We start from the raw sequence: 16,661 nt of genomic DNA, 5'->3' as shown, positions 1-16,661 counted from the left end.
GCCCTCGGGTCCGGCCCCGCCTCAGGACCCGAGCCGCTCCCCCGAGGCGATGCGGACGCCGCGCGCCCAGTCCGCGGCGCGCATCGGCTTCTTCCCCTGTGCCTGGACCCAGAGCAGCTCGACGGCGTACGAACCGGTGCCGACGTGCACGCTGTTCTTGCCGACGGCCAGCTCCCCGGGAGCCAGTTCGGTGCGCTCCGGCACGGACGCCACCTGGATGAGCTTGAGCCGCTCGCCCCGGAACAGGGTCCACGCGCCGGGCGCCGGCGTACAGCCCCGGACCACCCGGTCGACGCGCAGGGCCGGTGCCGACCAGTCGACGTGCGCGTTCTCGACGGTGATCTTCGGCGCCACGGTGACACCGTCGGCGGGCTGCGGCACCGCCTTGAGCGTGCCGTCCTCGATCCCGTCCACGGTCGCGGCCAGCAGCCCCGACCCGGCGAAGGCCAGCCGCGTGAGCAGGTCCCCGCTGGTGTCGCTCGGACGGATCTCCTCGGTGACCGTGCCGTAGACGGGCCCGGAGTCCAGTCCCTCCTCGATCAGGAAGGTGGAGGCACCGGTGATCTCGTCACCGGCCATGATCGCGTGCTGCACGGGCGCGGCGCCCCGCCAGGCCGGCAGCAGCGAGAAGTGCAGGTTGACCCAGCCGTGGGCGGGGATGTCCAGCGCGACCCGGGGCAGCAGCGCGCCGTACGCCACCACGGGGCAGCAGTCGGGCGCGATCTCCCTGAGGCGCGTCAGGAAGTCCTCGTCGCGCGGCTTCGCCGGCTTGAGCACCTCGATGCCGGCCTCCGCCGCCCGCTCGGCGACGGGGCTCGCGACGAGCCTGCGGCCCCGCCCGGCCGGTGCGTCGGGGCGCGTCACGACGGCGGCGACCTCGTGCCGCCCGGAGGCGAGCAGAGCGTCCAGGGCGGGAACGGCGACCTCGGGGGTACCTGCGAAGACGAGCTTCATGGGTGGCGGCTGGCCTCTCGGGCGGAAGTTCAGGTGAGCCCGCACGCGGCCGCCCGGGGCGGTGCGATGCGGGGCAGCGCACCAGTCTATGAGCCCGGCCGCCACCGAGGGCGGCGAACCCCCTCGGGCCGGCCCCGGCACCCGGCCGGCCCCCGGACCTGGTCACCTTGTCGCCCCCACCCCGGGGGCGTGCGGCGAGGCGTGCGCCCCGTGCATATGCCCTTACGCCCCCGCAGCGTGACCACTCACCCCGTGACGCGTTGTCAAGAGAGAGTTGACCTGACGGGCCGCGTTCGCGGCCCGGTCCTTTTCTGCAACGCCGGTTCGAGAGGCTTGTTCATGGCCGACCACGCAACCCACGACGCCCAGGCTCGGGCCAGCCTGCACTTGCTGGTGCGGGACATCGAGCGGGTCCGCCGGCAGGTGGACGCACTGCGCACACTCACCGCCCAGCTGGGCAACGTCTACCGTCCGCGCCGCTCCGGCCCGTCCACGGGCTTCGTCGTCTACGGACGCGCACCCGCCCCGACCGTCCGCCTCGCGCAGGAACTGCGGGACAGCGTCGAGACCCTGGTGACGGCCGCCGTGGACTTCGACCGCTCGCTGGGCTTCTCGTGGGACGCGGTGGGCTCCGCGCTCGGCGTCACCAAGCAGGCCGTGCACCGCCGGTACGGCGCCCGCCGCGCCGCCGCCCAGGCAGCCGCGGACGCCGAGCGCGCCACCGAGTCGTCGAGCACCCGCACGGTCGCCGTCGGCACCGCCATCCCCTCCGTGCCCACGGTCCCCGCCGCCCGTTCGATGCCGACGCAGCCGACCGCCGGCAGCCCGACCCTCCGCGAGGACGTCAGGCCGACGGCCTTCCCCAGCCCGCGCAACGGCTGACCCCGACTCCGCCGCCTCCCGGTGCACCACCGGGAGGCATCCCCGTTTCCGGGTCCCGCATCGCGACGCCCGGCACGGCATCCGGCCGCCCACCGGGAGGGCGCGGCCGCACCCGCGGTCAGCCGATGTCCGGCGGATCGATCCGGATCCGTACGGGCTCGTTTCCCGCACGCGCCATCCGGGCCGCCTGCGCCGTCTTCAGGGCGGCGGCCAGTGCGGCCCCGCTCCCGGGGGGCACGCGGATCAGCACGCGCTCCCAGTGCTCGCCGGCAGGCGGGCCGCCGACCCGCCGCGGTCGCCCCGCCTCGGTGAAGGGCACCGGCACGGGACCGAGGATCTGGGCGTCGCGGGGCAGTTCCGCGCCCGCGAGAAAGCCCGCGAGGCCCTCGGCCGTACCGGACACGGCGGCCATCCGGGACACCGGGGGGAACCCGAGTTCGGCCCGCTCGGAGAGTTCGCGCACCGCGTGCCCGACGGGGTCCCACCGGACGAGGGCCTGCACCGGCCGCAGTGTCGGCTCGGCGACCACGACCACCGTCCCGCCGGCCCCCTGCGGGCGGACGAGGGCCGCCGCCCCCGTCCAGCGCCGCAGGGCGTCCTCCCCGGCCCGCAGATCGGGCCGGCCGAGCATGGCCCAGCCGTCGAGCAGCAGCGCGGCCGCGTAACCGCCCTCGGCCACGGGCTCGGCGCCGGGTGTGCTCACGACGAGCGCGGGCGCCGCCGGCACCGTGTCGAGCACCTGTTCCCGCCCCGAGGTCCGCACCGGCACGGCGGGGAACGCGCGCCCCAGCTCCTCCGCGGTCCGCCGCGCCCCGACGACCTGGGCCCGCAGCCGGAACCCCCCGCACTCGGGGCAGTGCCAGGAGGCCTCGTCCCGGCCGCACCAGGCGCAGCGCAGGGCCTCGGCGTCCTGCGCCTCCAGCGGTCCCGCGCAGTGGCGGCACCGCGCGGGCGCCCGGCACTGCGCGCACGCCATCCGAGGCACGTAACCGCGCCGGGGCACCTGGACGAGGACGGGCCCGTGCCGCAGCCCCTCCCTGGCGACCTGCCAGGCCAGGGTCGGCAGCCGGGCGGCGCGTGCGGCCTCGTCCCGGGCGAGGTCCGTGTCCCCGACCGTGCGGACCAGGGGCGCGCTCGCCCGTACCTGGTCCCGTCCGGCGGCCAGGGGCAGCGCCCAGCCGCTCTCCACGAGCTGCGCCGCCTCCACCGTGCAGCTCCAGCTCCCCAGCAGAAAACCGCACCTGTCGCGGGCGGCCCGCAGCTCCAGTACCTCCCGGACGTGCGGGAAGGGGGCGTTGTCGTCGCTGTGCGCCGCGTCGCCGTCGTCCCAGACGACCACCAGCCCCAGGTCGCGCACGGGCGCGAACATGGCGGCCCGGGTCCCCACGACGGCACGCACCGCACCCCGCCGGACGGCGAGCCACTCCCGGTAGCGCCGCTCCTGTCCCGCGTCGGCGGTCAGGACCGCGTGCTGTCCCTCCCCCAGCAGGGCCGTCAGGGCCGCGTCCACGCGCGCGGCGGGCCGCCCGGCCGGTACGACGACCAGGGCCCCGCGGCCGGAGGCGAGGGTGGCCTGCACGGCCCGGGCGATCTCCTCCGCCCACTGCGGTCCGGGCAGCGCGGTCCACACGGCGCGCGGCGCGCCACCCGCGGCGAGCGCGCCCAGGAACTCGGGGCCGCGCGCGTACCGCGTCCAGGTGCCCGGCTCCGGAGCGGCGGGCGGGGGCGGCGGTTCGGGCATCACGGCCGCCTCGGCGCGGGCGTGCCGGGGCGGTACGGCCAGCTGCAGCACGTCCGCGAGACTGCCCGCGTACCGGTCGGCGACGGCCCGGGCCAGGCCGAGCAGGTCGGGCCCCAGCACCGGTTCGGGCGACACCACCTGGGCCAGCGCGGCGAGCGGTCCCGCGTAGTCGGACTCGGCGACCCGCTCGACGACGAAGCCGTCGATCAGGCTGCCGCCCTCGCGCCGCCCGTCCCGCACGGTGCGCCCGCCGGCGCCGAACCGCACCCGCACCCGCACCCCGGGCCGAGCCGCCTCGTCCAGCTCCTCGGGCACGGCGTAGTCGAAGTACCGGTCGAGGTGGAGCACGCCCTTGTCGACGACGACGCGGGCGACCGGCAGCTCCTTCGCCAGGGCGGCCCCCCGCCAGGTCCGCGGCTTGGCCTTCGGCACCTTCGCCTTGCGCAGCGCGTCCACCCGGTCCGTGCGCTCCCACGTGAAGTCGGGCAGCTCACGGCCGAAGTGGCCGTACGCAGCGGTCTGGGAGTAGATCGGGCGCAGCAGGTCGAGGTCGCGGATGATGGCCGCCGGGCGGAGGTCGAAGACCTCGGTGATGGCGGTCTCGATGCGCTCGGCGTCGACCTTGGCGGTGCCGAAGGTCTCGACGAAGAGGCCGACGGGCTCGGCCTTGCCGATCGCGTAGGCCACCTGGACCTCGCAGCGGGTGGCCAGGCCCGCCGCGACCACGTTCTTGGCGACCCAGCGCATCGCGTACGCGGCCGAGCGGTCGACCTTGGACGGGTCCTTGCCGGAGAAGGCGCCGCCGCCGTGGCGGGCCATACCGCCGTACGTGTCAATGATGATCTTGCGGCCGGTCAGGCCGGCGTCGCCCATCGGGCCGCCGATCTCGAAGCGGCCGGTCGGGTTCACCAGCAGGCGGTACCCGTCCGTGTCCAGCTTGATGCCGTCGTCGAGGAGAGCCTTCAGCTCCGGCTCCACGACGAACTCGCGGATGTCGGGCGCGAGCAGCGAGTCCAGGTCGATGTCGGACGCGTGCTGCGAGGAGACGACGACGGTGTCCAGGCGGACAGCCTTGTCACCGTCGTACTCGATGGTGACCTGGGTCTTGCCGTCGGGCCGCAGGTACGGGATGGTCCCGTTCTTGCGCACCTCGGACAGGCGGCGGGAGAGCCGGTGCGCCAGGTGGATCGGGAGCGGCATCAGGTTCGGCGTCTCGTCGGTGGCGTAGCCGAACATCAGGCCCTGGTCGCCGGCGCCCTGCCGGTCCAGCTCGTCGTCGTCGCCCTCGACCCGGTTCTCGTACGCCGTGTCGACGCCCTGCGCGATGTCGGGGGACTGCGAGCCGATGGACACGGAGACGCCGCAGGACGCGCCGTCGAAGCCCTTCTTCGAGGAGTCGTAACCGATCTCGAGGATCTTGTCGCGGACCAGCTGGGCGATCGGCGCGTAGGCCTTGGTCGTGACCTCGCCGGCCACGTGCACCAGGCCGGTCGTGATCAGCGTCTCCACGGCGACCCGGGACGTCGGGTCCTCACGCAGAAGCGCATCGAGAATGGTGTCGCTGATCTGGTCAGCGATCTTGTCGGGGTGACCCTCGGTCACAGACTCCGAGGTGAACAGGCGACGGGACACAACGCTCCCTGAGGTTGCAGCGGCTGCTGGCTGATCATTGGCGGACGGGACGGGAGCTGCGCCCGGCGTCGTCCGAGAACAGTTTATCGGTCGCGCTCGTCCGCGGGCCCACCTGTCTCGCCTCTCGGGAGCGCTGTGACCTGCGGCACGGGCATTCTGCCCAATGCGGATCGCACTTCGCCAGGGTCGCCACGCGCCAATTCGCGTGGCGCGTGACACCGGACGGAGCTATCGGGACGGCCGGGCGAGTCGGTCGGCCACCAGATCCCACACGATATCGGCCAGGGCCTCCTTCGGCCCGTGGGGCACCGGGGTCTCGCTGCCGTCCGCGCCGAGCACCACGGCCTCGTTCTCCTCGGAGCCGAAGGTCTTGCGCTCCCCCACCTCGTTGACCACGAGGAGGTCGCAGCCCTTGCGCTCCAGTTTCCTGCGGCCGTTGGCGAGGACGTCGTCCGTCTCGGCGGCGAAGCCGACGACGATCCGACCTTCCCGGGCCCGGTCGGCGGCGACCTCGGCGAGCACGTCCGGGTTGCGGACCAGGACCACCGGTTCGGGCTCCTCGCCGTCCTTCTTCTTGATCTTGCCGGCCGCGTAGCTGGCCGGGCGGAAATCGGCCACCGCGGCGGCCATCACCACGACGTCGGCGTCGGCGGCGGCCTTCAGCACGGCCTCGCGCAGCTGGACGGCGGTCCCCACCGGGACCACGTCGACGCCCGCGGGGTCGGGCAGCCCGGTGTTCGCGGAGACGAGGGTGACCCGGGCGCCGCGGGCCGCCGCGGTGCGGGCGAGCGCGTAGCCCTGCTTGCCGGAGGAGCGGTTGCCGAGGAAACGGACGGGGTCGAGCGGCTCGCGCGTGCCGCCCGCGCTGACGACGACATGGCGGCCGGCGAGGTCGGGCCCGCTCACGCCGCGGGCGAGCACCCGGCGGCAGACCTCGAAGATCTCGGTGGGGTCGGGCAGCCGGCCCTTGCCGGTGTCGACGCCGGTGAGCCGACCGACGGCCGGCTCGATCACCACGGCACCGCGGCGGCGCAGCGTGGCCACGTTCTCCTGCGTGGCCGGGTGCTCCCACATCTCGGTGTGCATGGCGGGGGCGAAAACGACCGGGCAGCGGGCGGTGAGCAGGGTGTTCGTGAGGAGGTCGTCGGCGAGGCCGTGGGCCGCCTTGGCGAGCATGTCGGCCGTGGCGGGGGCCACGACGACGAGGTCGGCGTCCTGTCCGATCCGGACGTGCGGGACCTCGTGGACGTCGGACCAGACCTCGGTGGAGACGGGGTGGCCGGACAGGGCGGACCAGGTGGCGGCACCGACGAAGTGCAGCGCCGACGCGGTCGGCACGACCCGTACGTCGTGACCGGACTCCGTCAGCCTGCGCAGCAGCTCACAGGCCTTGTACGCGGCGATGCCACCGCTGACGCCCAGAACGACTTTCGGCTTGCCCACCAGGGTCTCCCCGCACTCGAGAACGACTCGCACCAGAAGAAGTACGACTCCATGCTGCATCACCGCGCGGGGGCGGCTCGGGCGCCCCCGACACACCGCAGGCCCGGCAGTCGTGCTGCCGGGCCTGCGATGAGTGAACGGACGATCAGGTCGCGGGGCCCTCGACGGCCTCGGACGTCAGCAGGCCCGCGTTGATCTCGCGCAGGGCGATCGAGAGCGGCTTCTCGTGGACGTGGGTGTCCACGAGGGGACCGACGTACTCGAGGAGACCCTCGCCGAGCTGCGAGTAGTAAGCGTTGATCTGACGAGCGCGCTTGGCCGCGTAGATCACCAGGCTGTACTTCGAGTCGGTGGCCTCGAGGAGCTCGTCGATCGGAGGGTTGATGATGCCCTCGGGAGCGGTGATGGAAGAGGACACGCTCTGCCTTCCGAAAGGTGGGATGAGATCAGTGAAGATCACACAACGTTCATCAAGGCTAGCAGCTCGCGCGCCACGTCCTCGACGGAGGTGTTGACCAGCGTGACGTCGAACTCGGACTCGGCGGCCAGTTCGATCTTGGCGGCGGCGAGCCGGCGCTCGATGACCTCGGGGGGCTCGGTGCCGCGTCCGGTGAGCCTGCGCACCAGCTCCTCCCAGGAGGGCGGGGCCAGGAACACCAGCTGGGCGTCCGGCATGGACTCGCGGACCTGCCGGGCTCCCTGGAGGTCGATCTCCAGGAGGACGCCCTCGCCCGCCTCCAGCCGCTCCATGACGGCGGCACGTGGCGTGCCGTAGCGGTTGCCGGCGAACTCGGCCCATTCGAGCAGCTCGCCGTTGGCGATCAGCTTGTCCATCTCCTCGTCGGTGACGAAGAAGTAGTGGACCCCGTGCTTCTCTCCGGGGCGGGGCCTGCGGGTCGTCGCCGACACCGAGAGCCAGACCTCGGGGTGTTCCTTGCGCATATGAGCGACGACCGTGCTCTTGCCGACCCCGGAGGGGCCGGAGAGCACGGTCAGCCGCGAACGTTCACTCATGCAGCGATTATCCAGGTTCTCAGGAGTGCCCGAGAACGTCAGCCGGCGGTGCTGCCGAACTCGCGCTCCAGGGACGCGATCTGGTTGGAGCCGAGACCCCGCACACGGCGGCTCTCGGAGATCCCGAGTCGCTCCATGATCTGCTTGGCGCGGACCTTGCCCACGCCCGGCAGGGACTCCAGGAGAGCGGAGACCTTCATCTTGCCGATGACGTCGTTCTCCTGACCCTGCTTGATGACCTCGTGAAGGGAGGCGCCGGAGTGCTTGAGTCGATTCTTGACCTCGGCCCGCTCCCGGCGAGCCGCGGCGGCCTTTTCGAGCGCGGCTGCGCGCTGTTCAGGGGTAAGGGGCGGAAGAGCCACGCCTACGTCACCTCGGATGTCGAACTGTCGGATACGGACCGGTGAGGAACCTAGTCGCCCCACACCTGGGGAGAAACGAGCAACACGCTTGCCCGTCCTCCCCCACTGCCTTGAGGGCGTGGGAGGTGCCCTCACTCGACGGAGACTAGCGGCCAAGTCCGCCAGAGTCAGCGAGAACAGCGGAAAAGTCCTGGTCAGCCTCCGTCGAGCCTGGCATTCCAGACATTACGCCCCGGATTTGAGGATGTATTCAGACTCGGGACCGCCGGGAGACGCTCATCGACGGACTCAAACGGTCGCGACCGCCGCCCGGATCTCCTCGGCGAAGCGCTCGGCGGAGCCGCGCAGCGCGACGACGTCGGGGCCGTGCCGCAGCACTCCCCGGCTGACGTTCGGGACGACCTGGCGCACGGCTGCGCCGAAGACGCCCGGGAGATCGGCCGGCGTGGCCCCCTGGGCGCCGATACCGGGCGCGAGGAGCGGTCCGTTGATGTCCAGGTCGTACGAGGAGAGATCGCCGAGCGTGGCGCCCACCACGGCGCCGAAGGAGCCCAGGGGCGTCTCTTCCGCGTTCTCCGCAGCGAGGTGGGCCAGCATGGTCGCCCCGACGTCACGGCCGTCGGCGCGGACCGCGTGCTGCACCTCGCCGCCCTCCGGGTTGGAGGTCAGGGCGAGGACGAACAGCCCGGCACCGCTCTCGCGCGCCAGGTCCACCGCGGGCCGCAGCGAGCCGTAGCCGAGGTACGGCGAGACGGTGAGGGCGTCCGAGAAGAGCGGGGCGTCCTTGCGCAGGAAGGTCTCCGCGTACGCGGCCATGGTCGAGCCGATGTCGCCGCGCTTGGCGTCCATCACGACCAGGGCACCGGCCGCGCGCGCCTCCTCGACCGACTTCTCCAGGACGGCGACGCCCCGGGACCCGAAGCGCTCGAAGAACGCGCTCTGCGGCTTCAGCACGGCGACCCGGTCGGCCAGCGCCTCGACGACGGTGCGGCTGAAGCGCTCCAGGCCCGCGATGTCGTCGTTCAGGCCCCAGGCGGTGAGCAGGGAGACGTGCGGGTCGATGCCGACGCACAGCGGGCCACGCTCGTCCATGGCACGGCGCAGGCGGGCGCCGAAGGGCTCCAGGGTCATACGGACTTCCTCACGTCGGCGCCGACCGCGTCGGCGAGGGTGGCGTAGGGGCTCGTCCGCAGCCGGGCGGCGAGGCCCTTGTGGACGGCGCGCCCCCAGAAGGGGCCCTCGTAGACGAAGGCGCTGTAGCCCTGGACCAGCGTGGCGCCGGCCAGGATGCGCTGCCAGGCGTCCTCGGCGTTCTCGATGCCGCCGACGCCCACCAGGGTGATGCGGTCGCCCACGCGCGCGTAGAGGCGGCGCAGCACCTCCAGGGAGCGTGCCTTGAGCGGGGCGCCGGACAGGCCGCCGGTCTCCTTCACCAGGGCGGGGGCGGACCGCAGGCCCAGTCCCTCGCGCGCGATGGTGGTGTTCGTGGCGATGATTCCGTCGAGGCCGAGTTCCACGGCGAGGTCGGCGACGGCGTCGACGTCCTCGTCCGCGAGGTCGGGCGCGATCTTGACGAGGAGCGGCACGCGGCGGTCGGTGACCGTCCGGTCCGCGGCCTCGCGCACGGCGCTCAGCAGCGGGCGCAGTGCCTCGGTGGCCTGGAGGTTGCGCAGGCCGGGGGTGTTCGGGGAGGAGACGTTGACGACCAGGTAGTCGGCGTGCCGGGCGAGCCGCTCGGTGGACTTCACGTAGTCGCCGACGGCCTCGTCCTCGGGGACGACCTTGGTCTTGCCGATGTTGACGCCCACGACGGTCCGGAAGACGGGCGTCCGGGCGCCCAGCCGCTCGGAGACGGCCGCCGAGCCGTCGTTGTTGAATCCCATGCGGTTGATCAGCGCCCGGTCCGGCACGAGCCGGAACAGCCGCTTGCGGGGGTTCCCGGGCTGCGGCTCGCCGGTGACCGTGCCGATCTCGACGTGGTCGAAGCCGAGCATCGACATCCCGTCGATGGCCACCGCGTTCTTGTCGAAGCCGGCCGCGAGCCCGAAGGGGCCGTGCATGCGCAGGCCGAACGCCTCGGTGCGCAGTTCCTCGTACCGCGGTGCCAGCGCGGCCGCGACGAAGGTCCGCAGCACCGGGACGCGGACGGCCAGGCGGATCCAGCGGAAGGCCAGGTGGTGCGCCTGCTCCGGGTCCATCCGCTGGAAGATCAGGCGGAAGAAAAGCTTGTACATGTCTCAGTCCTCATGAAGAGGGGGACACCGTTTCCGGTGTCCCCCCTCGGGCTGCTAGTCGCGGGCCGCGATCAGATGCTCGGCGTGTTCCTGGAGGGAACGCACGCCCACGTCGCCGCGGTTGAGCGCGTCGATGCCCTGGACGGCGGCGGCGAGCGCCTGGACCGTCGTCAGACACGGGACGGACCGGGCCACGGCCGCCGTGCGGATCTCGTAGCCGTCGAGGCGGCCGCCGGTGCCGTACGGGGTGTTGACGATGAGGTCGACCTGGCCGTCGTGGATGAGCTGGACGATGGTCTTCTCGCCGTTCGGGCCCTCGCCCTCGCTCTGCTTGCGCACGACGGTGGCGTTGATGCCGTTGCGCTTGAGCACCTCGGCGGTGCCGGACGTGGCGAGCAGTTCGAAGCCGTGCGCGACGAGCTCACGCGCCGGGAAGATCATCGAGCGCTTGTCGCGGTTGGCGACCGAGATGAAGGCGCGCCCCTTGGTGGGCAGCGGCCCGTAGGCGCCTGCCTGGGACTTGGCGTACGCGGTGCCGAACACCGAGTCGATGCCCATGACCTCGCCGGTGGAGCGCATCTCCGGGCCGAGGACGGTGTCCACGCCCCGCCCGTGGATGTCGCGGAAGCGCGACCACGGCATGACGGCCTCCTTGACGGAGATCGGCGCGTCGAGCGGCAGGGTGCCGCCGTCGCCGTTCGCCGGGAGCAGCCCTTCCGCGCGCAGCTCGGCGACGGTCGCGCCCAGCGAGATGCGGGCGGCGGCCTTCGCGAGCGGCACCGCGGTCGCCTTCGAGGTGAAGGGCACGGTGCGCGAGGCACGCGGGTTGGCCTCGAGGACGTAGAGGATGTCCCCCGCCATGGCGAACTGGATGTTGATCAGTCCGCGCACGCCGACGCCCTTGGCGATGGCCTCGGTGGAGGCCCTCAGCCGCTTGATGTCGAAGCCGCCGAGCGTGATCGGGGGCAGGGCGCACGCCGAGTCGCCGGAGTGGATGCCGGCCTCCTCGATGTGCTCCATGACGCCGCCGAGGTAGAGCTCCTCGCCGTCGTACAGGGCGTCGACGTCGATCTCGATGGCGTCGTCGAGGAAGCGGTCGACCAGGACCGGCCGGGAGGGGCTGATCTCGGTGGACTCGGCGATGTACGACTCCAGGCGGGTCTCGTCGTACACGATCTCCATGCCGCGCCCGCCGAGGACGTACGACGGCCGCACGAGGACCGGGTAGCCGATCTCGTCGGCGATGGCCTTGGCGCCGGCGAAGGTGGTGGCGGTGCCGTGCTTGGGGGCCGGCAGACCGGCCTCGGCCAGGACGCGGCCGAAGGCGCCGCGGTCCTCGGCGGCGTGGATCGCCTCGGGCGAGGTGCCCACGACGGGGACGCCGTTGTCCTTGAGGGCCTGTGCCAGGCCGAGCGGGGTCTGGCCGCCGAGCTGGACGACCACGCCCGCGATCGGGCCGGCGAGGGACTCCGCGTGGACGATCTCCAGCACGTCCTCGAGCGTCAGCGGCTCGAAGTACAGGCGGTCGGAGGTGTCGTAGTCGGTGGAGACGGTCTCGGGGTTGCAGTTGACCATCACGGTCTCGTAGCCGGCGTCGCTGAGCGCGAAGGAGGCGTGGACGCAGGAGTAGTCGAACTCGATGCCCTGGCCGATGCGGTTCGGGCCGGAGCCCAGGATGATGACGGCGGGCTTCTCGCGGGGCGCGACCTCGCTCTCCTCGTCGTAGGAGGAGTAGAAGTACGGCGTCTTCGCGGCGAACTCGGCGGCGCAGGTGTCGACCGTCTTGTAGACCGGGCGGACGCCCAGGGCGTGCCGCACCTCGCGGACGACGTCCTCGCGCAGGCCGCGGATCTCGGCGATCTGGACGTCGGAGAAGCCGTGCCGCTTGGCCTCGGCGATCAGGTCCTGGTCCAGCCGGTCGGCGGCGGCCAGTTCGTCCGCGATCTCCTTGATCAGGAACATCTGGTCCACGAACCAGGGGTCGATCTTCGTGGCGTCGAAGACCTCCTCGGGGGTGGCTCCGGCGCGGATGGCCTGCATGACGGAGTTGATGCGCCCGTCGGTCGGCCGTACGGCCTCCTCCAGCAGCTGCTTCTTGTCGCCGGGCTCGCCCACGAACGTGAACTGCGAGCCCTTCTTCTCCAGCGACCGCAACGCCTTCTGCAGCGCCTCGGTGAAGTTGCGGCCGATGGCCATCGCCTCGCCGACCGACTTCATGGTGGTCGTGAGGGTGGAGTCCGCGGAGGGGAACTTCTCGAAGGCGAACCGGGGCGCCTTCACGACGACGTAGTCGAGCGTGGGCTCGAAGGAGGCCGGCGTCTTCTCCGTGATGTCGTTCGGGATCTCGTCGAGGGTGTAGCCGACGGCGAGCTTGGCGGCGATCTTGGCGATCGGGAAGCCGGTCGCCTTCGACGCGAGCGCCGAGGAGCGCGACACACGCGGGTTCATCTCGATGACGATGATGCGCCCGTCCTCGGGGTTCACCGCGAACTGGATGTTGCAGCCGCCGGTGTCGACGCCGACCTCGCGGATGATCGCGATGCCGATGTCGCGCAGCCGCTGGTACTCGCGGTCGGTCAGCGTCATCGCGGGCGCGACGGTGATCGAGTCGCCGGTGTGGACGCCCATCGGGTCGAAGTTCTCGATGGAGCAGACGACCACGACGTTGTCGTTCTTGTCGCGCATCAGCTCCAGCTCGTACTCCTTCCAGCCGAGGATGGACTCCTCCAGGAGCACTTCGGTGGTCGGGGAGAGCGTGAGGCCCTGGCCGGCGATGCGGCGCAGCTCGTCCTCGTCGTGGGCGAAGCCGGAGCCGGCGCCGCCCATGGTGAAGGAGGGCCGGACGACGACGGGGTAGCCGCCGAGGGTGTCGACGCCCTTGAGGACGTCGTCCATGGAGTGGCAGATGACCGAGCGGGCGGACTCGCCGTGGCCGATCTTCTTGCGGACCTCTTCGACGACGTCCTTGAAGAGGTCGCGGTCCTCGCCCTTGTTGATGGCCTCGACATTGGCGCCGATCAGCTCGACGCCGTACTTCTCCAGCACACCCTGCTCGTGCATGGAGATCGCGGTGTTGAGCGCGGTCTGGCCGCCGAGGGTGGGCAGGAGGGCGTCGGGGCGCTCCTTGGCGATGATCTTCTCGACGAACTCGGGGGTGATCGGCTCGACGTAGGTCGCGTCGGCGATCTCCGGGTCGGTCATGATCGTCGCCGGGTTGGAGTTGACCAGGATCACCCGCAGGCCCTCGGCGCGCAGGATGCGGCACGCCTGGGTGCCGGAGTAGTCGAACTCGGCGGCCTGGCCGATGACGATCGGGCCGGAGCCGATGACCAGGACGGACTGGATATCGGTGCGCTTAGGCACGCTGGCCCTCCATCAGGGATACGAAGCGGTCGAACAGGTAGGCGGCGTCGTGCGGGCCCGCTGCCGCTTCGGGGTGGTACTGGACGCTGAAGGCCGGCTGGTCGAGGAGCTGGAGTCCCTCGACGACCTGGTCGTTCAGGCAGACGTGGGAGACCTCGGCGCGGCCGAAGGGGGTCTCGGAGACCCGGTCGAGCGGGGCGTCGACGGCGAAGCCGTGGTTGTGGGCGGTGACCTCGACCTTGCCGGTCGTGCGGTCCTGCACCGGCTGGTTGATCCCGCGGTGGCCGTACTTCAGCTTGTAGGTGCCGAAGCCGAGGGCGCGGCCGAGGATCTGGTTGCCGAAGCAGATGCCGAAGAGCGGGGTCTTCCGGCTGAGGACCTCCTGCATCAGCGCGACCGGCTGGTCGGCCTTCTCGGGGTCGCCGGGGCCGTTGGAGAAGAAGACTCCGTCGGGGTTGACGGCATAGAGCTCCTCGGCGGTCGCGGTGGCGGGCAGCACGTGCACCTCGATGCCGCGCTCGGCCATCCGGTGCGGGGTCATGCCCTTGATGCCGAGGTCGACGGCGGCGACGGTGAACTTCTTCTCGCCGACCGCCGGGACGACGTAGGTCTCCTGGGTGGCGACCTCTTCGAAGAGGCTGGCGCCCTTCATCTCGGGGGCCTGGCGCACCTCGGCGATCATCGTGCCCTCGTCGGGCAGCGCGTTGCCGGAGAAGATGCCGACGCGCATGGCGCCGCGCTCCCGCAGGTGGCGGGTGAGGGCGCGGGTGTCGATCCCGCTGATGCCGACCACGCCCTGGGCACGCAGTTCGTCGTCCAGGGAGCGGCGGGAGCGCCAGTTGGAGGGCACGCGCGCGGGGTCGCGCACCACGTATCCGGCGACCCAGATCCGCTTCGACTCGGGGTCCTCGTCGTTGACGCCGGTGTTGCCGACGTGCGGCGCCGTCATCACAACGACCTGGCGGTGGTACGACGGGTCGGTGAGGGTCTCCTGGTAGCCGGTCATGCCGGTGGAGAACACCGCTTCGCCGAAGGTCTCCCCCACGGCCCCGTAGGCGCGGCCGCGGAAGATCCGGCCGTCCTCCAGGACGAGTACGGCGGAAACCTTCCCGGCTTCCCTGGTGGAGGTCGTCATCGTGCGCCTTCCGTCTCGTTGCTCTTGTTGATCATGCCGTTCAGTGCCTCGACCCACTCGTTGTGCTCGGCCGCGCGGTCCGAACGGAACCCGGAGTCGATCAGCCGGTCTCCGTGGGCCCAGGTGACGACGAGCAGACCGCCCTCGGTGAGGACCTTGCCGGCGATGCCCTTGTCCAGCCGGGCCTCGCGCAGCGCCCCGGCCGGGACGAAGAAGTCGGTGGCCCCGGGCCGTACGACGTCCAGTCCCGCGTCCGTCAGCGTGAGCTCGACCCGGCTCCGGGTGCCCAGGCCGCGCGCCACGATGCGGTCGAGCCACTGTCCGGCGGTGGTGGAACCGTGGTAGCGGCCGCTCATGCTCAGTCTGGCCGGAGCCGCTCCCTCCGGCATTCCCGGCAGCGGCGGTTCGCCGCTTCCGTCGGCGGGCGCCGGACGGACGGGCAGCTCGGGCAGGTCGCCCTGGAGCGTGCCGCGCCACTTCCAGCCCTCGCGCATCAGCCAGTAGACGAGCGCGACGAAGAGGGCGAGGCCGACGAGCCAGCCGATCCGGGCGGCCCAGTCGGTCACCTCCGCCGACTTCTGTCCGGCGGCGAGGTGGGTCAGTTGCAGAGATGTCACGCGAGCTTCCCGTCGACGAGCGTGGCCCGGCCCCGCAGCCATGTGTGCGTGACACGGCCCGGCAGCTCACGGCCCTCGTACGGAGTGTTGCGGCTGCGCGAGGCGAAGCCCGCGGGGTCCACGGACCCACGGTATTCGGTGTCGACCAGGGTGAGGTTCGCGGGCTCACCTGCCGAGACGGGGCGTCCGTGCCCGGTGGCCCGGCCGATCAGCGCGGGCTTGACGGACATGCGGTCGGCGACGCCGGCCCAGTCCAGCAGGCCGGTCTCCACCATCGTCTGCTGCACCACCGAGAGCGCGGTCTCCAGGCCGACCATGCCCATGGCGGCCGCGGCCCACTCGCAGTCCTTGTCCTCGTGCGGGTGCGGGGCGTGGTCGGTGGCGACGATGTCGATCGTGCCGTCGGCGAGCGCCTCCCGCAGGGCCAGCACGTCCCGCTCGGTGCGCAGCGGCGGGTTGACCTTGTAGACCGGGTTGTACGACCGCACCAGCTCGTCCGTGAGGAGCAGGTGGTGCGGGGTCACCTCGGCGGTCACGTCGATGCCGCGGGACTTGGCCCAGCGGACGATCTCGACGGACCCGGCGGTGGACAGGTGGCAGATGTGGACGCGGGAGCCGACGTGCTCGGCGAGCAGCACGTCGCGCGCGATGATCGACTCCTCGGCGACGGCGGGCCAGCCGCCGAGACCCAGCTCGGCGGAGACGACGCCTTCGTTCATCTGGGCGCCCTCGGTGAGCCGCGGCTCCTGGGCGTGCTGGGCGACGACACCGCCGAAGGCCTTCACGTACTCCAGCGCCCGGCGCATGATCACCGCGTCGTCGACGCACTTGCCGTCGTCCGAGAAGACGGTGACGCCGGCCGCGGACTCGTGCATCGCGCCCAGCTCGGCGAGCTTCTTGCCCTCCAGGCCGACGGTGACGGCGCCGATGGGCTGCACGTCGCAGTAGCCGCCCTCCTGGCCGAGCCGGTAGACCTGCTCGACGACACCGGCGGTGTCGGCGACCGGGAAGGTGTTGGCCATGGCGAACACGGAGGTGTAGCCGCCGCTCGCGGCGGCCCGGGTGCCGGTCAGGACGGTCTCGGAGTCCTCGCGGCCCGGCTCGCGCAGATGGGTGTGCAGGTCGACGAGACCCGGCAGGAGCACCTTGCCGCCGGCCTCGACGACCTCGGCACCCTCGGCGCCGAGGCCGGTGCCGACCTCGGCGATGGTCTCGCCGTCGATCAGAACGTCCTGCGGGTCCCCGCCGAGCACCTTCGCACCACGAATAAGGATCTTGCTCATC

13 protein-coding genes are annotated in these 16,661 nt (G+C 72.1%); 1 reads left to right on the top strand and 12 read right to left on the bottom strand.

What is annotated here, in order from left to right; all coding sequences use genetic code 11:
• Window positions 1-21 precede the first annotated feature (21 nt).
• On the bottom strand, window positions 22-954 hold the full coding sequence (gene fmt, locus ACZ4NT_RS09150) for a methionyl-tRNA formyltransferase (RefSeq protein WP_467724431.1): 933 nt from the start codon (window positions 952-954) through the stop codon (window positions 22-24).
• A 339-nt stretch (window positions 955-1,293) separates the two neighbouring features.
• Between fmt and ACZ4NT_RS09145 the strand changes: the two genes are divergently transcribed.
• On the top strand, window positions 1,294-1,836 hold the full coding sequence (locus tag ACZ4NT_RS09145; protein WP_121404435.1) for a hypothetical protein: 543 nt from the start codon (window positions 1,294-1,296) through the stop codon (window positions 1,834-1,836).
• Between the two features lie 118 nt (window positions 1,837-1,954).
• Here ACZ4NT_RS09145 and ACZ4NT_RS09140 read toward each other — a convergent pair whose 3' ends face one another.
• From ACZ4NT_RS09140 to ACZ4NT_RS09090, 11 genes are all read right to left on the bottom strand, one after another.
• Window positions 1,955-5,209, bottom strand: coding sequence for a primosomal protein N' (locus ACZ4NT_RS09140; RefSeq protein ID WP_467724429.1), 3,255 nt, complete (start codon window positions 5,207-5,209; stop codon window positions 1,955-1,957).
• Window positions 5,210-5,437: 228 nt separating this feature from the next.
• Window positions 5,438-6,652, bottom strand: a complete 1,215-nt coding sequence (gene coaBC / locus ACZ4NT_RS09135) for a bifunctional phosphopantothenoylcysteine decarboxylase/phosphopantothenate--cysteine ligase CoaBC (protein ID WP_467724428.1) — start codon at window positions 6,650-6,652, stop codon at window positions 5,438-5,440.
• Between the two features lie 145 nt (window positions 6,653-6,797).
• Window positions 6,798-7,070 carry a DNA-directed RNA polymerase subunit omega gene (rpoZ, locus tag ACZ4NT_RS09130; protein ID WP_019059732.1) on the bottom strand — a complete coding sequence of 91 codons (273 nt, stop codon included), beginning with the start codon at window positions 7,068-7,070 and terminating at the stop codon, window positions 6,798-6,800.
• Between the two features lie 38 nt (window positions 7,071-7,108).
• The gene (gene gmk, locus ACZ4NT_RS09125) at window positions 7,109-7,666 is read right to left on the bottom strand and encodes a guanylate kinase (protein WP_121404431.1); all 558 of its coding nucleotides are present in this window, start codon (window positions 7,664-7,666) and stop codon (window positions 7,109-7,111) included.
• Between the two features lie 38 nt (window positions 7,667-7,704).
• Window positions 7,705-8,028 carry an integration host factor gene (locus tag ACZ4NT_RS09120; RefSeq protein ID WP_010988268.1) on the bottom strand — a complete coding sequence of 108 codons (324 nt, stop codon included), beginning with the start codon at window positions 8,026-8,028 and terminating at the stop codon, window positions 7,705-7,707.
• Between the two features lie 288 nt (window positions 8,029-8,316).
• Window positions 8,317-9,159, bottom strand: coding sequence for an orotidine-5'-phosphate decarboxylase (gene pyrF / locus ACZ4NT_RS09115; protein WP_121404430.1), 843 nt, complete (start codon window positions 9,157-9,159; stop codon window positions 8,317-8,319).
• Window positions 9,156-10,262 carry a quinone-dependent dihydroorotate dehydrogenase gene (locus ACZ4NT_RS09110; protein WP_467724426.1) on the bottom strand — a complete coding sequence of 369 codons (1,107 nt, stop codon included), beginning with the start codon at window positions 10,260-10,262 and terminating at the stop codon, window positions 9,156-9,158. The genes pyrF and ACZ4NT_RS09110 overlap by 4 nt, the downstream gene beginning before the upstream one ends.
• Before the next feature lie 54 nt (window positions 10,263-10,316).
• Window positions 10,317-13,625: a carbamoyl-phosphate synthase large subunit gene (gene carB, locus ACZ4NT_RS09105; RefSeq protein ID WP_121404428.1), complete on the bottom strand. Its 3,309-nt coding sequence runs from the start codon at window positions 13,623-13,625 to the stop codon at window positions 10,317-10,319.
• Window positions 13,618-14,760 (bottom strand): glutamine-hydrolyzing carbamoyl-phosphate synthase small subunit, encoded by a 1,143-nt coding sequence (carA, locus tag ACZ4NT_RS09100; protein ID WP_121404427.1) that lies wholly within the window; start codon window positions 14,758-14,760, stop codon window positions 13,618-13,620. The genes carB and carA overlap by 8 nt, the downstream gene beginning before the upstream one ends.
• Window positions 14,757-15,377, bottom strand: coding sequence for a PH-like domain-containing protein (locus ACZ4NT_RS09095; protein ID WP_467724424.1), 621 nt, complete (start codon window positions 15,375-15,377; stop codon window positions 14,757-14,759). The genes carA and ACZ4NT_RS09095 overlap by 4 nt, the downstream gene beginning before the upstream one ends.
• Window positions 15,374-16,660 carry a dihydroorotase gene (locus ACZ4NT_RS09090; RefSeq protein ID WP_121404425.1) on the bottom strand — a complete coding sequence of 429 codons (1,287 nt, stop codon included), beginning with the start codon at window positions 16,658-16,660 and terminating at the stop codon, window positions 15,374-15,376. The genes ACZ4NT_RS09095 and ACZ4NT_RS09090 overlap by 4 nt, the downstream gene beginning before the upstream one ends.
• Window position 16,661: the final 1 nt, after the last annotated feature.

The organism is Streptomyces sp. NPDC026417 (assembly GCF_055567695.1).
This window is presented reverse-complemented; position numbering and strand designations above follow the sequence as displayed.